Genomic DNA, 15,946 nt, shown 5'->3' with positions numbered 1-15,946 from the left:
ACCTTGTCTCCGCCCTTGTCATAGGACCGGGACATGCCTAGGTCCCTTCGGGTCAGCACGAAGGAGGGGGCATGCCCGACGGCAGCGATGCCATCACCGTCAAGGTCCTGAACGGCATCGGCGAGGTCGCCGCGGCCGAGTGGGACGCCTGCGCCACCGACGGCAACCCGTTCGTCCGCCACGCCTTCCTGGCGGCGCTGGAGGAGTCCGGTTCGGTCGCTGCGCGCTCCGGCTGGCAGCCGGCGCATCTGGCGGCGCTCGACGCGCAGGGCCGCGTGCAGGGCGTGACGCCGGCCTACTTCAAGGGCCACTCCTACGGCGAGTACGTCTTCGACCACGCCTGGGCGAACGCCTACGAGCGCGCCGGCGGGCGCTATTACCCGAAGCTGCAGGTGGCGGTGCCGTTCACCCCGGTGACCGGGCCGCGCCTTCTGCTGCGCCCCGACGCCGGGCCGGGCGTGGCGGCGGCGCTGATCCAGGCGCTGGAGGAGCTGGTGCGCCGCTCCGGCCTGTCCTCGGCGCACGTCACCTTCCCGCTTGCGGAGGAGTACGAGCGGCTCGGCGCCGCCGGCTGGCTGCAGCGGCTCGGCACGCAGTACCATTGGGACAACCGCGGCTACGGTTCGTTCGACGACTTCCTGGGCGCGCTCAACGCCCGCAAGCGCAAGGCGGTGAAGCGCGAGCGGCGCGAGGTGGCCGACAGTTCGGTGCGCCTGCACGCGCTGACCGGCGACGACCTGAAGCCGGAGCACTGGGACGCCTTCCACCGCTTCTACCTGGAGACCGCCGACCGCAAGTGGGGCGGCGGCTACCTGAACCGCGCCTTCTTCCGCCACCTGGGCGCCACCATGGCCGACTCGGTCGTGCTGGTGATGTGCGAGGACAACGGGGAGTGGGTGGCCGGCGCGCTGAACCTGATGGGCGGCGGCGTGCTGTACGGGCGCAACTGGGGCTCGGACGGGCGCTACCGCTTCCTGCATTTCGAGGCGTGCTACTACCGCGCCATCGACTTCGCCATCGAGCACGGCCTGACCCGCGTCGAGGCCGGCGCCCAAGGCGAGCACAAGATCCAGCGCGGTTATCTGCCCCAGCCCACCTACAGCGCGCACTGGATTCCCGATGCGGGCTTCCGGCGGGTCCTCGCCGCGCATCTGGAGCAGGAGCGCGTCGCCGTGCACCGGGAAATGGAGGTGCTGGCCGAATATTCTCCCTACCGCCAAACCGACGACTGACCCGGTCATATGACTGATGGCCGTACTGATGACCAGTATTCGGTCGTTTCTCCTGGCCGTGCACGAGCCCGATATTGACGCAATTCGCTGCAATTCTCCGGGTTGTCGGAAACGTCCGATTGCCGTTTTCTTGGCAATACGAACCGCCAGCCCGAAAGGGATTGCGCTGCGGGGCGTTTGAGCTAAGCTCTTATGGGGTGGAGAGATCCCGGTAACCGGGGGACCGTCTGATGACCGACGACAAGACGATCCATTTCCTCAAGCGCGTGCGCGACCATCTGCTCTATCTGAAGCTGCGGCCCGGCGGCATGCGGCTGCAGGCCAAGGGGATGGACCTGTCGGCCCTGCACCTCAAGGGGTTCGATCTCAAGAACGCCGTCCTGACCCAGTGCGACTTCTCCGACAGCAAGCTGGAGGAGGTGAGCTTCGCCATGGCCGACCTGTTCGGGGCGAACTTCAGCCGTGCCTCGCTGATGGGATCGTCGTTCATGCGCGCCGACCTGCGCGGCACCAACTTCTACAAGGCCAACCTGCGGCAGACCGATTTCGAGGGCGCCGACCTGCGCCCCGGCCAGGTGCTGGCCACCGCCAACAAGCGCGACGGCATCGCCCAGCGCACCAGCCTGAAGGACGCCACGCTGGACGGCGTGCGCTTCAAGGACGCCGACCTGTCCAACGCCGACCTGTCGATGTCGTCGCTGACGCACGGCGACTTCAGCAACGCCAACCTGTTCTCCGCCAACCTGTCGGGCGCCGACCTCAGCGACGCGAACTTCAGCGGCGCCAAGATGAAGCAGGCGATCCTCAACGGCGCCAACCTGACCCGCTGCTGCCTGCGCAACGCCGACCTGCGCAACGCGGTGCTGCGCAACGTCGACCTGTCCGGCGCCGACATCACCGGCGCCAACCTGAACGGCGCCATCTACCTGAAGGACCGCGGCAAGCTGCCCGACGAGGTGCGCAGCAAGCTCGACCCGCACACGCTGTGGATCAACTCCGGCGGCAAGCGGGGGGAGCGGGCGGACCTCTCCGGCCTCGACCTGCACGGGGTGGACCTGAGCGCCTGCGACCTCAGCGGTGCCCTGTTCCGCGAGGCCTCGCTGGACGGCGCGACGCTGGCGAACGCCTATCTGGCGCTGGCCGACATGGGCGGCGCCTCGCTGCGCGGCGCCCAGCTGGAGCAGGCGATCCTCACCGGCGCCAACCTCGCCGAGGCGGACCTGACCGGCGTGCAGGCGGCCGGCGCCGACTTCGGCATGGTCGAGCTGCGCACCCCGGACGGCCGGCCGACCGGACGCATGTGGCCGGCCAACCTGACGCGCGCGGTGTTCGCCAACGCGGACCTGCGCGGCGCCCGGCTGCAGGGGGCGCGGCTGGCCGGCGCGCAGTTCGACCGGGCGAACCTGACCTCCGCCGACCTGCGCGGCTGCGACGAGGTCGCCGTGGACCTGTCGCACGCCGTCACGCTGGGCCTGCGCCGCGGGGCGCTCGCGAGGGAGTCCGAGGACCGCGCGCCGGAGGCGGTGCTGGCGGTGTGATCGCACGCCGGCCCTCCCCCGCCGGGCGGGGGAGGAACTGGGTTACCGCGTCACCACGTCCCGGCCGGGCTCTGCACTTGGTGCGCGCCGGCCGCCGGCTCGTTGGCGGCCAGCCAGCGCTCGACCTCCAGGGCGGCCATGCAGCCCATGCCGGCCGCCGTCACCGCCTGCCGGTAGACCTTGTCCTTCACGTCGCCCGCGGCGAACACGCCGGGGATGTCGGTGGCGGTGGAGTCCGGCGCCGTGACGATGTAGCCGGCCTCGTCCATCGCCACCTTGCCCTTGAACACCTCGGTCGCCGGCGAGTGGCCGATGGCGACGAACACGCCCTCCACCGGGATGGTCGACAGCGCCCCGGTCTTGACGTTCTTGACCTTCAGGCCGGTCACCGCGCGCGGGTTGCCGAGGCTGCCGTCGCCGGTGCCCTCGATCTCCTCGACCACGCTGTCCCACACCACCTGGATCTTCGGGTTGGCGAACAGGCGGTCCTGCAGGATCTTCTCGGAGCGGAAGCTGTCGCGGCGGTGCACCACCGTCACCTTGGAGGCGTGGTTGGTGAGGTACAGCGCCTCCTCGACCGCGGAGTTGCCGCCGCCGATCACCGCCACTTCCTTGCCGCGGAAGAAGAAGCCGTCGCAGGTCGCGCAGGCCGACACGCCGTAGCCGCGGAAGGTCTCCTCGCTGGGGATGCCCAGCCAGCGCGCCTGCGCGCCGGTGGCGATGACCACCGCGTCGGCGGTGTAGGTGTCGCCGGAATCGCCCTTGCACACGAAGGGGCGCTTGGAGAAGTCCACGTCGACGATGATGTCGAACATCATCTTCGTCCCGACGTGCTCGGCCTGCTTGGCCATCTGCTCCATCAGCCAGGGGCCCTGGATCGGATCGGCGAAGCCCGGGTAGTTCTCCACGTCGGTGGTGATGGTCAGCTGTCCGCCGGGCTGCATGCCCTGCACCAGCACGGGCGCGAGGTTCGCGCGCGCGGCGTAGATCGCCGCGGTGTAGCCGGCCGGGCCGGCGCCGATGATCAGGACCTTGGTGTGGTGCGAAGCGGGCATGGGTCTCAGCGTCCGTTGAATTCTAGAATCCGAACATGTGGTCGAGGCTGAAGGCGCGGTCGCCGTCCAGGCAGCCGTGGTAGCCGAACAGCCGGCACGTCGTGTCGCGGATCAGGATGTAGGCATTCTCGCCCGCCGCCGCACGCTCGGCCTCGGTGAAGGTCTCGTGATGGCTGAACAGCCGCGAGCCGGAGCAGGGGATGGCGATCTTCCGGCGCGCCACCTCGGTGCCGTTCTTGCGGGTCAGCACCAGCGTGGTGTCGGAGGAGTCGTGCCACGGCGTCGAGGCCGGATAGATCAGGTGGCAGAAGGTGTCCAGCGGCTCGGGCCCGAGGCGCAGGAACAGGCGCGTCGACAGCCCCGGCGGGCGGCCATGGTAGCTCTGCGGCTCGTCCCGGTAGGTCAGCGCGGTGTTGAAGATGTGGCTGCCGAAGCTGGTCTCGGCGGCGTGGCCGCTGGCGCGGTTCTCGTAGCGGACCAGCGCGTGCAGCCAGCCGTCGGCGCAGTCGCCGGCGTCGAAGTCGTACAGCAGCTCGACATGGCCCCAGCCGCCGGGCAGGTCGGCGCCGTTCAGCAGGTCCGTCACGTCCAGCGCCACGCTGTCGGAGCGCTTCAGGGCGCCGAAGCGGTGCTCGGCCACCGGGCGGCCGGAGGCGTCGTGGACGACGGCCTTCACCGGAAGCTCGGCCTGCGCGGTGCTCATCGGGGTGGGGAGCAGGATGGTGCGCCAGCGCTCCGGCGGCAGCACGGGAGCCGGCAGGATGTGGCCCTTGCCGAGCAGCGGGCCGAGGGTGGCCAGCTTGGGATCGGGCTTGAGGTCGACGCGCTCGACGTTGGCGTGGGCGACGCGGCGGCGGCCGTCCGCGGCGATCACCTCGTAGCGCGGGCGGACGAAGTGCTTGCCGGCGTGCACCTCGAACTGGGCGGGCCAGCGCGCCTCGGGGAACAGTTCGGCCACGTCCAGCGCGGTGGTGGCGAAGGGGGCGACGGTGCGCTCCAGCGTGCGGATCTCGTTGTGGCCCATCAGGCTCAGGCCCACGGCGCCCGGCGGGATCGGCAGCGGGTGGCTGTTCTGGATCCACAGCAGCACCTTCTCGCCCTCGCGCGGCGCCGGCAGGCCGGCGTAGAGGTCCGACGGCCAGGCGTTGGCGTCGTGGGTGCAGGACAGCTCCGCGTCCGACTCGCCGAAGGTGTCCAGCGCGTACTTCACCACGTCGTGCCCCGCGGCACCGATCACGTGCAGGAACAGCGAGCCGCAGAAGTCGTCCAGACCGAAGCGGGCGCGCACCTGCCGGCTGTCGATGGTGACGGTGCCGTTGGCCGGCGGCATGGCGTCGGTCCACTCGGCCAGCGCGGCGCCGTCGGCGCCCATCAGCCGCGCCCACAGGCGGGGGGCCTTGGCGCCGTAGCCGGTCCAGTAGTTGGCCGAGACGATGCGGGTGTGCCGGCCCGGCTCGTCTTTTGGTTGTTCGTCCCGCAGCCAGCCGAAGTTGGTCGCCCAGTTGAACTTGGCGAGGTAGTTGACGCGGTCGGTCAGCATGTCCTCGGGGATGCGCATGGTGTCGAGCGACACCATCGGCACCCCGCGCGGGACGAGGTGGGCGATGTGGTTCTCCAGCTTCTGCGAATCGAAGGCGACGACGAACACCAGCGCGGCGCCGCCCGCCGCCAGCTCGGTGACCGGCTTGGCGGCATGGCCGAGGATGGTGCGCCCGACCGCCTCGACGTCCTGCACGTAGACGCCCTGGACGGCGACGCGGGAGAGGTCGTGGAACTCGGCGAAGCCCTCGACGAGGCCGAGGGGATCGTAGATCGCCACCGGCCCGGCCTCGACGAGCTTGCCGACCAGCGTCACCGCTTTGGGCGCGGCGAGCGGATGCCCCAGCGCCTTGAAGAAGCTGCTGCCGCCGGTGGCGTTCGAGAAGGTGGCGATGCGAAGGGTCATGGCGCGCGCATAGCAGGAACCGGGCCGACGGTTATAACCCTTCGGTCGGGGTCGCGACAGGGGTTTCCGAGCGAGGGGGTGGGGGAAGCTGTATAGCCCCTCTCCCTTGATGGGAGAGGGGTTGGGGAGAGGGTGGTGCCGGCGAAGCCGGCCAGGAATTTATGTGCCGCCATCCGGCGGCTATCCCCTCTCCCCAAACCCCTCCCCCGCAAGGGGGAGGGGCTTCTTAGGTTACGCCCCGACCAGCTTCTTCGCCCACACCCCGATGCGGTGCCGCCACTGCTCGTGCCAGACGTAGCCGCCGCCCTTGACCCAGTTCATCTGCAAGGCCCGGCGCGGCCCCTCGAAGGAATGGTGGCCGTGCCAGGAGCGTTCGGAGCGGCGGAAGCACAGCAGCGTGCCGGCGTCCGGCGGCACCTCGGCGGCGTAGTCCTCGAGATCCGGCGAGCGCAGCACGCGCAGCCGCCCGCCCGACGATTCCCAGGGCGGGTTCATGTAGATCAGCACGGTGATGATCTTGCTGGCCGAATCCGTGTGGATCTTGCCGTCGGTGGCGCGGCACTGACCGCGCACCGTGAACATGGTGGGGTAGGGCGCGAGGTTGAGCGTGAACTTGTCCTCGAACGCCCGCCGCATCTCCGGCCCGCGCAGCTCCTCGATGAAGGCGCTGAAGGCCGGGCCGTAGGGGTAGACGTCGAGCGGGATGGAGCCCGGCTTGTCCACCTTGGGGTAGTCGCGGTTGATCGTCTCCAGATGCTCGGCCCGGATGAAACCCGGCACGCACAGATACTCGTACGGCTCTTGGTTCAGGGGCGTGGCGCGGAATTTCTCCAGGTCGAGCATGGACACGGGTGCTGGCTCCGAGATTGGTACTCAAACAATCGGAGCGTCAGGGAAGCACAATTCGTGGCGGGCGCGCCACTCCGGACCGACGTAGTTGACGATGATCGACTTGCGGACGCCGTTGATCGGCCGCTTGGCGAAGCCGTGCCAGGTGTCGGTGCCGGGGATGAAGATCAGCCCCTTGTTGAAGGCGTAAGGCGCCCGGCCCAGCACGGCGCCGGCCTCGTCCATGATGTCGGTGCCCCACTCCTCGGACCCCGGCTCGGAGGAGAGATAGATCAGCATGGTGAACTTCTTGACGCCGATGTCGGTGTGCGACTCCAGCCAGAAGCCGTCCTTGTCCTGGCAGTACTCGATGCGCAGGTTGGTGCCGGACAGGTCGATGCCGCAGGTCTGCTGCAGCGCGCCGGTCACCGCGCCGCTCTGGAAGGCCCGGGCCACCTGCTCGCACACCGGGTACTGGGCGCGGTGTTCGGCGCTGAAATAGCTGCGCGACGCGTTGTTGGTCTCGCGCTTGCCGTAGGTCTCGGCGCGGTTCGGCGCCTCCCAGGGCAGGGCGGCGATGGCCTCGCCGGTGTCGGCCGGAAGCGCGTCCTCCAGCAGCCAGTGGCGGTACGGCTGGGCGTCCAGGCGGGCGGCCTGGAGGCTGGCGAGGAAGCTCTTCTCGATGGCGGCGGCCGGTGAGGTCATGGGAGGTGTCCCCTGGTCAGGTCGGTTCAGCTGTGGCCGCGGCGGGCCAGCAGGCGGTGGCGTACGGTCTCGGCGATCTCGCGCGTTTCATCCAGCGGCGGGTAGCTCCAGCTCTCCAGCTCCCCGGTGAAGGGGCGCGCGATGCCGTCGCGGTAGAGGCCGTCGAGGAACGCCCGGAACTTCGGCGACCCGCCGTCGAGTTCGATTACATACACCGGTTTGCCGGTGGAGCAGGCCTCCGAAACCATGGACACGCTGTCGCAGGTGCAGACGATCACGTCGGCTTGCGCCAGGTAGGCGAAGTAGGGGTTCTCGCCCTCGCCGTCCCACACCTCGGCGTGCGGGCCGGTCAGGCGGGCGCGCAGGATCGCCTCGTTGTCGGCGCCGGTGCGGCGCGACGGCGTGACCATCAGCCCGACGCCGCGGTCGCGGGCGAAGCCGGCCAGCTTTTCCGCCACGTCGCCCATGATGGTGGGGGTGAGCTGGTAGACCGCGTTGGTGCCGCCGACCAGAACCGCGACGCGCGGGTGCGGCAGGTGGGCGAGGCGCGGGCCGTGCGCCGCGGCGGCGTTCGCCAGCACGGCGGGGGTGACGCGGTGCAGCGCGCCGCGCGTCACCAGAACGTTGGGGCCGCGCAGCCGGTCGTGCCGCGGGACCACCACCAGGTCGAAGTGGCGCGGGTTGATCTGCGGGTCTTGGATCTGCACCGTGAAGGTGCGGCCGCGCGAGCGCTTCTTGATGGAGAGCACCGGCGCGATGCTCTGCCGGCCGGTGCCGATGACGATGTCCGGCCACGGCGCCCGGATCGGATCGCCCTGCGGGCCGGCGGCGAAGCGGTTGCCGACGCGCAGGAACGGGCTGAGCTGGCGCCACGGGCTGCGCAGCTGCACGCGCTTGATGACGGGCTCGATGCCCAGGGCTTCGGCGAGGCCGCGGCACTGGTTCTCCATGCCCGGCTTGCCGTCGGTGATGACCCAGCAGGTGAGAGCGTTCATAGGCGGTGCTCAGTCCAAATTCCGGAACAGGGGGTGCGGCCGGTCGTCGCGCCGGGCCGCAAAGCGCGGTGCACGGCGAAATTTTGCTTCACGCCGCAATGGGATCCGTCTTGGCGGGGCGGACCACGCCGTGTAATATCCTTGCTCAGACCATCCCCCGGAGCTAGCTGAGTACACCATGCGGCGGGTCAAACTCGACCGAATTGACCGGCGCATTCTGCGCGATCTGCAGAATGACGGCCGGATGACGAACGTGGAGCTTGCGCGGCGCGCCGGCATCTCCGCCCCTCCCTGCCTTCGGCGCGTGCGCGCGCTGGAAGAGGCGGGGTTCATCCGCGGCTACCACGCCGACATCAACCCCGACGCGTTGGGGTTCGGCGTCACCGTGTTCGCCCAGGTCGGCCTTTCCAGCCAAGCGGAAGCTGACCTAAAGAAATTCGAGGAGCTGGTCAACAGCTGGCCGCTGGTGCGCGAGTGCAACATGCTCGCCGGCGAGTACGACTTCCTGCTCAAGATCGTGGCGGAGGACTGGGATGACTACCAGCGCTTCCTGACCACCAAACTGACCAGCGCGCCCAACGTGGCGCACGTGAAGTCGGCGCTGTCGATCCGTGGCTCGAAGTACCTGCCGGGCGTGCCGATCGACGTGGACTCCCCGGACATCCCGGAAGGCAGCGAGGAGGACGACCTCGTGGACGAGGACGAGGCCGAGTCGACCCCGCGCAGCGCGCGGCGCTGAGCCCGGCCTTCCCGGATCACGCTTGAGCGGCGCCGCCCCGGCCAGGGGCGGCGCCGTTTTGCGTGATGCGATGCTGCGCCGCAACCTCCGCGCTTTCCGCAGGCCGATCCGGTGCTATGATTTCTGCGCCCGTTTGCGGAGATCGCCGTCCATGCCGTTCGCCTTCGCCTTGCGCACCGTTGCCGCCGCCGCCGTCGCGGCGTCGCTGCTCGCCAGCCCCGCGGGGGCCGCGGCGATCTCCCGCACCAACGCCATCGAGCTGGTCACCTTCCCCTCCAAGGACGCCGACGTCCGCGCCGAGGGGGCGACGGCGCTGCAGGGGCGCATCATGCGCCCGGCCGGCACCGGGCCGTTCCCGGCGGTGGTCATGCTGCACGGCTGCAGCGGCCTGTTCACCAAGGCGGGGGCGCTCTCCGCCCGCCACCTCTGGTGGGCGCGCACGCTGCGCGACCAGGGCTATCTGGTGCTGATGGTGGACAGCTTCGGTCCGCGCGGCATCGCCGAGCAGTGCACGCAGACCGAGCGGCGCGTCCGCGCCTCGGTCGAGCGCAAGCGCGACGCCTGGGGGGCGCTGGACTTCCTGCGCCGCCGCCCCGACGTGCAGGGCGAGCGGATCGCCGTGGTCGGCTGGTCGCACGGCGGCGGCACGGTGCTGACCGCCTACGAGGCGGAGACCGACGGCGCCGGCTTCCGCGGCGGGGTGGCCTTCTACCCCGGCTGCCGGGTGGCGCTGCGCGATCCCGAGTGGGAGCCGGGCGGGCCGCTGCTGATCCTGATCGGCGAGGACGACGACTGGACCCCGGCGGAACCCTGCCAGGAGCTGGCCGGGCGCGACTCGGTGAAGGACCGGCTGGAACTGGTGGTCTATCCCGGCGCCCACCACGGTTTCGACCTGCCGGCGAGCCCGATGCGCACCCGCAAGGACCTCGCCAACGCGCCTGGCGGGCAGGCGCACGTCGGCACCAACGAGGCGGCGCGCGACGACGCGGTGGCGCGGGTCACCGCGTTCCTGGCGAAGCTTCTCAAGGAGGGGTGAGGATGCCGCTGTATTCCCACACAGCAAGGCGGAGCGGCCCAAAGTGAAGTGAGGGGGGCGCACCGGGCCCTCCCCCTCCCGTCGGCATCACCCCCAGGCCGCCAGCACCGCCTGCGCATCCGCCTCCACCAAGGGCCGGCGGGCCGGCGGCGGGCCGCCGTCGACGCGCAGGCCGAGCAGCGTCTCCACCAGCGGCTCCGGGCCGCCGTGCGCCACCACCTGGCCGCGGGCGGCGACGTGCGGATGGCCGGGGACCTCGGCGATCTCCGGCAGCGCCTCGAAGCAGCAGTCGGCGGGGTCGAGCACCGCCTTCCACTCCTCCAGCGTGCGGCCGGCGAACTGGGCGGCCACCTCGGCCATCAGCGCGCGCTGCGGCAGCGGCTCGCCCTGGCGGGCGATCCAGTCAGGGCGGCCGACCGCCTCGCAGAAGCCGCGCCAGAACTTCGCCTCGATGGCCGACAGCGTGGCGAAGCGGCCGTCCTTCGTCGGGTAGACGGCGTAGAACGCGGCGCCGCCGGACAGCAGGCCCTGACCGCGCGCCGGCAGCTCGCCGCGCGCCGCCGCGGTGAGGTTGAGGCCCTGCCAGCCCAGCACCGTCTCCATGATCGACAGGTCGAGGAAGGCGCCTTTGCCGGTGCGCTCGCGCCCGAACAGCGCGGCGCACACCGCCAGCGCCGTCTGCTGCGCCGAGGCGAAGTCGGCGACCGGCGGGAAGGCGAAGACCGGCCGCTCCTCGGTGCCCGACACCGCCAGCCCGCCGCCGACCGCCATGTAGTTCATGTCGTGCCCGGCGCGCAGCGCGTACGGTCCGCCGTAACCCCAGCCGGACAGGCTGGCGTGCACCAGGGCGGGGTTCAGCGCGCGCAGCCGTTCCGGCGCCAGCCCCAGCTTGGCCAGCACGCCGGGCCGGTAGCTCTCCACCAGCGCGTCGGCGCGCGCGATCAGATCCTCGAAGCGGGCGCGGCCGTCCGCGCTCTTGAGGTCGAGGCGCACCACCGTCTTGCCGGCGGTCAGCAGCTTGTAGGCGGCGGTGGTTCCATCGGAGTCCGGCGGGCCGAGGCGGCGCAGCGGGTCGCCCTCCGGCGGTTCGACCTTCACCACCTCGGCGCCGAGGTCGGCGAGGATCTGCGCCGCGTGCGGGCCGGGCAGGTATTGTCCGAGATCGATGACACGGACGCCGGCGAGGAAGGTGAGCGGCATGGGTGGGACCCCTGACGGTTTGCGGTGTCCCCTTTTAGCCGGTCGGCGGCGGATGTGAAACCTCGGGGTGCGCTCGGGCGTTCTCCTCCCATGCCGCACTGCAGGAGGGGAACGACGATGAGGGAACGACGCGAGACCGGGCGCGAGACGGGGCGCTGGTGGGTGTGGGGCGCCGCGGCGATGATGGCCGGCGCCGCCGCCTACACGGTGTGGAGCCGCAGCCGCCAGGGCGCGGGGCCGCAGCGCATGGCGCCGGCCTTCCGCGACGCCGAGCCGCAGGGGCCGACCGATCCGAACTGCCACGCCCAAGTGCGCAACGCCGGGCCGGAGCACATGCGCGACGAACCCCGCCGGCCGTGGAGCAAGGTCGACCAGGCGGTCGACGAATCCTTCCCGGCCAGCGACCCGCCGTCCTTCAGCCCGGGCGCGACCTGACCGGTCGCGCTCAGCGCAGCGGGATGTTCATCTGCACGCTGACGCCCGGCGCCGGAGCGTACATCACCGGCGGTGCCACGTAGTAGGGCTGTGGGTAGACCACCGCCGCCGGCGGCGGCGCCACGATGACGCGCCGCGGCGGCGGCGGCATCACCACCACCGGCGGAGCGCCGTAGACGTACACGTCGTCGTGGTGGTGCCTGTGCTTGTGCTTGTGGTGGCCCCAGCCATGGCCGCGCCCGTGCCCGCCCGGATCCGCCGCCGCCGGAGTGGTCAGCGCCAGGGTCAAGCCCCCGGCGAGAGTGAGCGCGCGAACAACAGCCGTCCCGAACATCCGCCTAACCCTTTTTTGCACACGGTCCGAGCACCTTAGCACCGCTTCCGCCCGCCCCGCCCGCGCTTGTGCACGGCCGGGCTGGGACAAATTTGGGCTGGCGCTCTCCGTTCGATATGGCGCGTTTTCGTCCGTGCGCCATTCGTCCGAAAGGGGTGCAGGCAAAAGAAAAGGGGGCCGGAAACCGGCCCCCTTCGCTTTCCATCCACGGACGGCGGATCACTCCGCCATCACATGCTCCATCTCGTCCTCGTCCGAGCCGGCGCGACGCTTCGGGCGGTGGCCCTCGACGTACTCGAACGCCGGCTTGTCGTCCTTGACCGTGACGCGCACCAGGCCGCCCTTCGACAGCTTGCCGAACAGGACCTCCTCGGCGAGCGGCTTCTTGATGTGCTCCTGGATGACGCGGCCGAGCGGACGGGCGCCGTACAGCGGGTCGTAGCCCTTCTTGCCCAGCCAGTCGCGGGCCTCGTCGGTCAGCTCGATCGACACGCCGCGGTCTTCCAACTGCGCCTCCAACTGCATGATGAACTTGTCCACCACGCGGTTGATGACCTCCTTGCTGAGCGCCGCGAACGGGATGATGGCGTCCAGGCGGTTGCGGAACTCCGGCGTGAACAGCTTCTCCACCGCCTCCATGTCCTCGCCGACCCGACGTTCGCGCTCGAAGCCGATGGCCGGCTTCGCCATGTCCGCCGCACCGGCGTTCGAGGTCATGATGAGGATCACGTTGCGGAAGTCGACCGACTTGCCGTTGTGGTCCGTCAGCTTGCCGTGGTCCATGATCTGCAACAGTATGTTGAACAGATCCGGGTGCGCCTTCTCGATCTCGTCCAACAGCAGCACGCAATGCGGGTGCTGGTCGATGGAGTCGGTGAGCAGGCCGCCCTGGTCGAAGCCGACGTAGCCCGGAGGGGCGCCGATCAGGCGCGACACGGTGTGCCGCTCCATGTACTCCGACATGTCGAAGCGGATCAGCTCGATGCCCAGCGTGTGCGAGAGCTGCTTCGCCACCTCGGTCTTGCCGACACCGGTCGGGCCGGTGAACAGGTAGTTGCCGATGGGCTTCTCCGGCTCGCGCAGGCCGGCGCGGGCCAGCTTGATGGCGGAGACCAGCGCGTCGATGGCCTTCTCCTGGCCGAAGACCATGGTCTTCAGGTCGCGCTCCAGGTTCTGCAGCACTTCCTTGTCGTCGCGGCTGACCGACTTCGGCGGGATGCGGGCGATCTTGGCGACCACCGCCTCCACGTCCTTCACGCCGATCTTCTTCTTGCGCTTGTTCTCCGGCAGCAGCATCTGCGCGGCGCCGACCTCGTCGATGATGTCGATCGCCTTGTCCGGCAGCTTGCGGTCGCCGATGTACTTGGCCGACAGCTCAACCGCCGAGCGGATGGCGTCGGTCGTGTAGCTGACGCGGTGATGCTTCTCGTAGTACGGCTTGATCCCGGTGAGGATCTTGATGGCGTCCTCGATCGACGGCTCGTTGACGTCGATCTTCTGGAAGCGCCGGACCAGCGCACGGTCCTTCTCGAAGTAGTTGCGGTACTCCTTGTACGTCGTCGAGCCCACGCAGCGCAGCGTGCCCGAGGCGAGTGCCGGCTTCAGCAGGTTGGACGCGTCCATGGCGCCGCCCGAGGTCGCACCGGCGCCGATCACCGTGTGGATCTCGTCGATGAACAGGATGGCGTTGTCCTGCGCCTCCAGCTCGGAGATGACGGCCTTGAGGCGCTCCTCGAAGTCGCCGCGGTACCGCGTGCCCGCCAGCAGCGAGCCCATGTCGAGCGAGAAGATGGTGGCGCTCTTCAGCACCTCCGGCACCTCGCCGTGCACGATGCGGCGCGCGAGGCCTTCCGCGATCGCGGTCTTGCCGACGCCCGGGTCGCCCACGTAAAGCGGGTTGTTCTTGGAGCGGCGGCACAGGATCTGGATGGTCCGTTCGACCTCCTGCTCCCGGCCGATGAGCGGATCGATCTTGCCGCCCGCCGCCTTCTTGTTCAGGTTCACGCAATAGGCCTCAAGGGCCTCGCTGCCTTTCTTCACGACCTTCTCCGCCGCCGCGTCGTCGTCGGATCCGGACACCCGCTTGGTCTCGGAGCGTCCCGGAGCCTTCGCGATACCGTGAGAGATGTAGTTCACCGCGTCGAACCGGGTCATCTCCTGCTCCTGCAGGAAATAGACCGCGTGGCTCTCGCGTTCTGAGAACAAGGCGACGAGCACGTTTGCTCCCGTCACCTCCTCACGACCCGACGACTGGACGTGGATCGCGGCGCGCTGCAGAACCCGCTGGAACCCGGCTGTGGGCTTGGCATCATCGGGCCTGCTGGTGACGAGGTTCGCAAGTTCGTTGTCGAGGTAATCCGAGAGTTCCGTGCGGAGGCGGTCCAGCTCCACGCCGCAGGCGCGCAGCACCGCCATGGCATCCGAATCCTCGGTCAATGCGAGAAGAAGATGTTCGAGCGTCGCGTATTCGTGCCGGCGCTCATTCGCATAGGCGAGGGCTCGGTGCAGCGTCTGTTCGAGGTTACGCGACAGCATGTGCGTATCTAATCCTTCTCAAGCGTGCATTGCAGCGGGTGCTGATGTTGGCGTGCGAAGTCCATGACCTGCGTCACCTTGGTCTCCGCCACCTCGTACGTGAACACGCCGCACACGCCCACGCCCCGGCGGTGCACATGCAGCATGATCGTCGTCGCCTCCTCGCGTGACTTGCTGAAGAAACGCTCCAACACATGAACGACGAACTCCATCGGGGTGTAGTCGTCGTTCAGCATCAAGACCTTGTACATCGAGGGCTTTTTGGTCTTGGGCTTGGCCTTGATGACCACTCCCGTCCCGGTGCCCTCATCCCCGTTTCTGTCGGAATCGGCCATGGCCCCTAGCAGATGATCTCAGCGATGCGCATCGCTTCAATGATATGAGCACTCCCGGCGTGGAGGGAAGGGGCCGAATGCGTTTGCTCTCCATTTGGGAGAAGCCCCATCGGATCGGGCCACGGCTCGTTACCCCCGAATAGGGCGAACCGCCACCCCGCCTATCCCGCCGGTCCTCTTCCGTCCAACAGCTATGCCAACAGCTATGGACCTCGGACGGCACCGGGTGCGGTGACAAAAGTCGGGCTCCACCAAAGCGCAGCCGGGCGCTTGGGAGCCCCTCTCCCATCGAGGGAGAGGGGCTTTCAAGCCACGCCGGCCAAAAACGAAGAAGGCCCGGAGGCGGGAGCCTCCGGGCCTTCGTTCGTCAGCGGGCGCTGCGGCCGGTGTTACGCGGCCAGCGGCTTGCCCAGCTTCTCGACGGCCACGTTGACGCGGGCGTTCAGCGGGGCGAGCGCCTCGTTGGTGACCTTGATCGACAGCTGCTGCAGCTTGGTGCTCTCGGCGACCAGCGCGTCCAGCGACGACTTCAGGTAGGCGTTCTGCAGATCGACCAGCTCGCGGATCGACTTGACCGCCAGGGCCGACTTGCCGATGGCGAGGCTCTGCTCCAGCGAGGACTGGGTGAAGGCGGCGACCTGCTTGCCGGCTTCCTCGGCGCCCTTGGCGACGATGGTGCCCGACTGCACGACGGCCTCGACGTTGCCCTTGGTCAGCGCGTTCAGCTCCTCGTAGCTCTTCAGCAGCTGGGCCGAGGCCTTCTGGAGCTGCTCCTGCTGGGCCTTGGCGTAGCCCTCGAGGCTCTGCTTGGTCTGGCCGACGACGTCCTCGAAAACCTTCTGAGCGGCGGCGATCTTGTCGTTCATGTCCGTGTCCCCGTGTCTGGTACCGCGCGCCGACCCCACACAAGGCAACCGGATCGCGGAAGGATGAAGCCCGGACCCGTGATGGTCCCGGGTCGTTTGCTGCGGTGCAGCATATGCCGTCAATATAGGCGGTCCGGCGGGGGAGTCAACGGGATTTTTGTGCACTGC

The 15,946-nt window shown here is 69.4% G+C and carries 15 protein-coding genes; 5 read left to right on the top strand and 10 right to left on the bottom strand.

The window, feature by feature from the left end; genetic code table 11:
• Positions 1-71: 71 nt before the first annotated feature.
• Both ACRWK7_RS07250 and ACRWK7_RS07245 read left to right on the top strand, forming a co-directional pair.
• Positions 72-1,232, top strand: a complete 1,161-nt coding sequence (locus tag ACRWK7_RS07250) for a GNAT family N-acetyltransferase (protein WP_431855526.1) — start codon at positions 72-74, stop codon at positions 1,230-1,232.
• A gap of 230 nt (positions 1,233-1,462) precedes the next feature.
• Positions 1,463-2,770: a pentapeptide repeat-containing protein gene (locus tag ACRWK7_RS07245; RefSeq protein WP_431855525.1), complete on the top strand. Its 1,308-nt coding sequence runs from the start codon at positions 1,463-1,465 to the stop codon at positions 2,768-2,770.
• Between the two features lie 50 nt (positions 2,771-2,820).
• Here ACRWK7_RS07245 and trxB read toward each other — a convergent pair whose 3' ends face one another.
• From trxB to ACRWK7_RS07220, 5 genes are all read right to left on the bottom strand, one after another.
• On the bottom strand, positions 2,821-3,825 hold the full coding sequence (gene trxB, locus ACRWK7_RS07240) for a thioredoxin-disulfide reductase (RefSeq protein ID WP_431855524.1): 1,005 nt from the start codon (positions 3,823-3,825) through the stop codon (positions 2,821-2,823).
• A gap of 22 nt (positions 3,826-3,847) precedes the next feature.
• Positions 3,848-5,770 carry a hypothetical protein gene (locus ACRWK7_RS07235; RefSeq protein ID WP_431855523.1) on the bottom strand — a complete coding sequence of 641 codons (1,923 nt, stop codon included), beginning with the start codon at positions 5,768-5,770 and terminating at the stop codon, positions 3,848-3,850.
• Between the two features lie 231 nt (positions 5,771-6,001).
• Positions 6,002-6,613 carry a 2OG-Fe(II) oxygenase gene (locus tag ACRWK7_RS07230; protein ID WP_431855567.1) on the bottom strand — a complete coding sequence of 204 codons (612 nt, stop codon included), beginning with the start codon at positions 6,611-6,613 and terminating at the stop codon, positions 6,002-6,004.
• Between the two features lie 30 nt (positions 6,614-6,643).
• Complete coding sequence (locus ACRWK7_RS07225) at positions 6,644-7,303, bottom strand: 2OG-Fe(II) oxygenase (protein ID WP_431855522.1); 660 nt, start codon at positions 7,301-7,303, stop codon at positions 6,644-6,646.
• Between the two features lie 26 nt (positions 7,304-7,329).
• On the bottom strand, positions 7,330-8,298 hold the full coding sequence (locus tag ACRWK7_RS07220) for a mitochondrial fission ELM1 family protein (protein ID WP_431855521.1): 969 nt from the start codon (positions 8,296-8,298) through the stop codon (positions 7,330-7,332).
• A gap of 178 nt (positions 8,299-8,476) precedes the next feature.
• Between ACRWK7_RS07220 and ACRWK7_RS07215 the strand changes: the two genes are divergently transcribed.
• Positions 8,477-9,037, top strand: coding sequence for an Lrp/AsnC family transcriptional regulator (locus tag ACRWK7_RS07215; RefSeq protein ID WP_431855520.1), 561 nt, complete (start codon positions 8,477-8,479; stop codon positions 9,035-9,037).
• Positions 9,038-9,188: 151 nt separating this feature from the next.
• Entirely contained in the window at positions 9,189-10,073 is an 885-nt protein-coding gene (locus tag ACRWK7_RS07210; protein ID WP_431855519.1) for a dienelactone hydrolase family protein, read from the top strand.
• Positions 10,074-10,160: 87 nt separating this feature from the next.
• Here the strand turns inward: ACRWK7_RS07210 and ACRWK7_RS07205 are convergent, their stop codons facing one another.
• On the bottom strand, positions 10,161-11,273 hold the full coding sequence (locus ACRWK7_RS07205; protein ID WP_431855518.1) for a CaiB/BaiF CoA transferase family protein: 1,113 nt from the start codon (positions 11,271-11,273) through the stop codon (positions 10,161-10,163).
• 117 nt (positions 11,274-11,390) lie between these two features.
• On the opposite strand from ACRWK7_RS07205, the gene ACRWK7_RS07200 reads away from it, so the two are divergent.
• Complete coding sequence (locus tag ACRWK7_RS07200) at positions 11,391-11,708, top strand: hypothetical protein (protein ID WP_431855517.1); 318 nt, start codon at positions 11,391-11,393, stop codon at positions 11,706-11,708.
• Between the two features lie 10 nt (positions 11,709-11,718).
• Here the strand turns inward: ACRWK7_RS07200 and ACRWK7_RS07195 are convergent, their stop codons facing one another.
• The 4 genes from ACRWK7_RS07195 to ACRWK7_RS07180 form a co-directional block, all read right to left on the bottom strand.
• On the bottom strand, positions 11,719-12,042 hold the full coding sequence (locus tag ACRWK7_RS07195) for a hypothetical protein (protein ID WP_431855516.1): 324 nt from the start codon (positions 12,040-12,042) through the stop codon (positions 11,719-11,721).
• A 219-nt stretch (positions 12,043-12,261) separates the two neighbouring features.
• Positions 12,262-14,577: an ATP-dependent Clp protease ATP-binding subunit ClpA gene (gene clpA / locus ACRWK7_RS07190; protein ID WP_431855515.1), complete on the bottom strand. Its 2,316-nt coding sequence runs from the start codon at positions 14,575-14,577 to the stop codon at positions 12,262-12,264.
• An 8-nt stretch (positions 14,578-14,585) separates the two neighbouring features.
• Positions 14,586-14,912 (bottom strand): ATP-dependent Clp protease adapter ClpS, encoded by a 327-nt coding sequence (gene clpS, locus ACRWK7_RS07185; RefSeq protein WP_109118714.1) that lies wholly within the window; start codon positions 14,910-14,912, stop codon positions 14,586-14,588.
• A gap of 389 nt (positions 14,913-15,301) precedes the next feature.
• On the bottom strand, positions 15,302-15,778 hold the full coding sequence (locus ACRWK7_RS07180; protein WP_431855514.1) for a phasin family protein: 477 nt from the start codon (positions 15,776-15,778) through the stop codon (positions 15,302-15,304).
• Positions 15,779-15,946 lie beyond the last annotated feature (168 nt).

The sequence above is a fragment of the Azospirillum sp. genome, from assembly GCF_050789165.1.
This window is presented reverse-complemented; position numbering and strand designations above follow the sequence as displayed.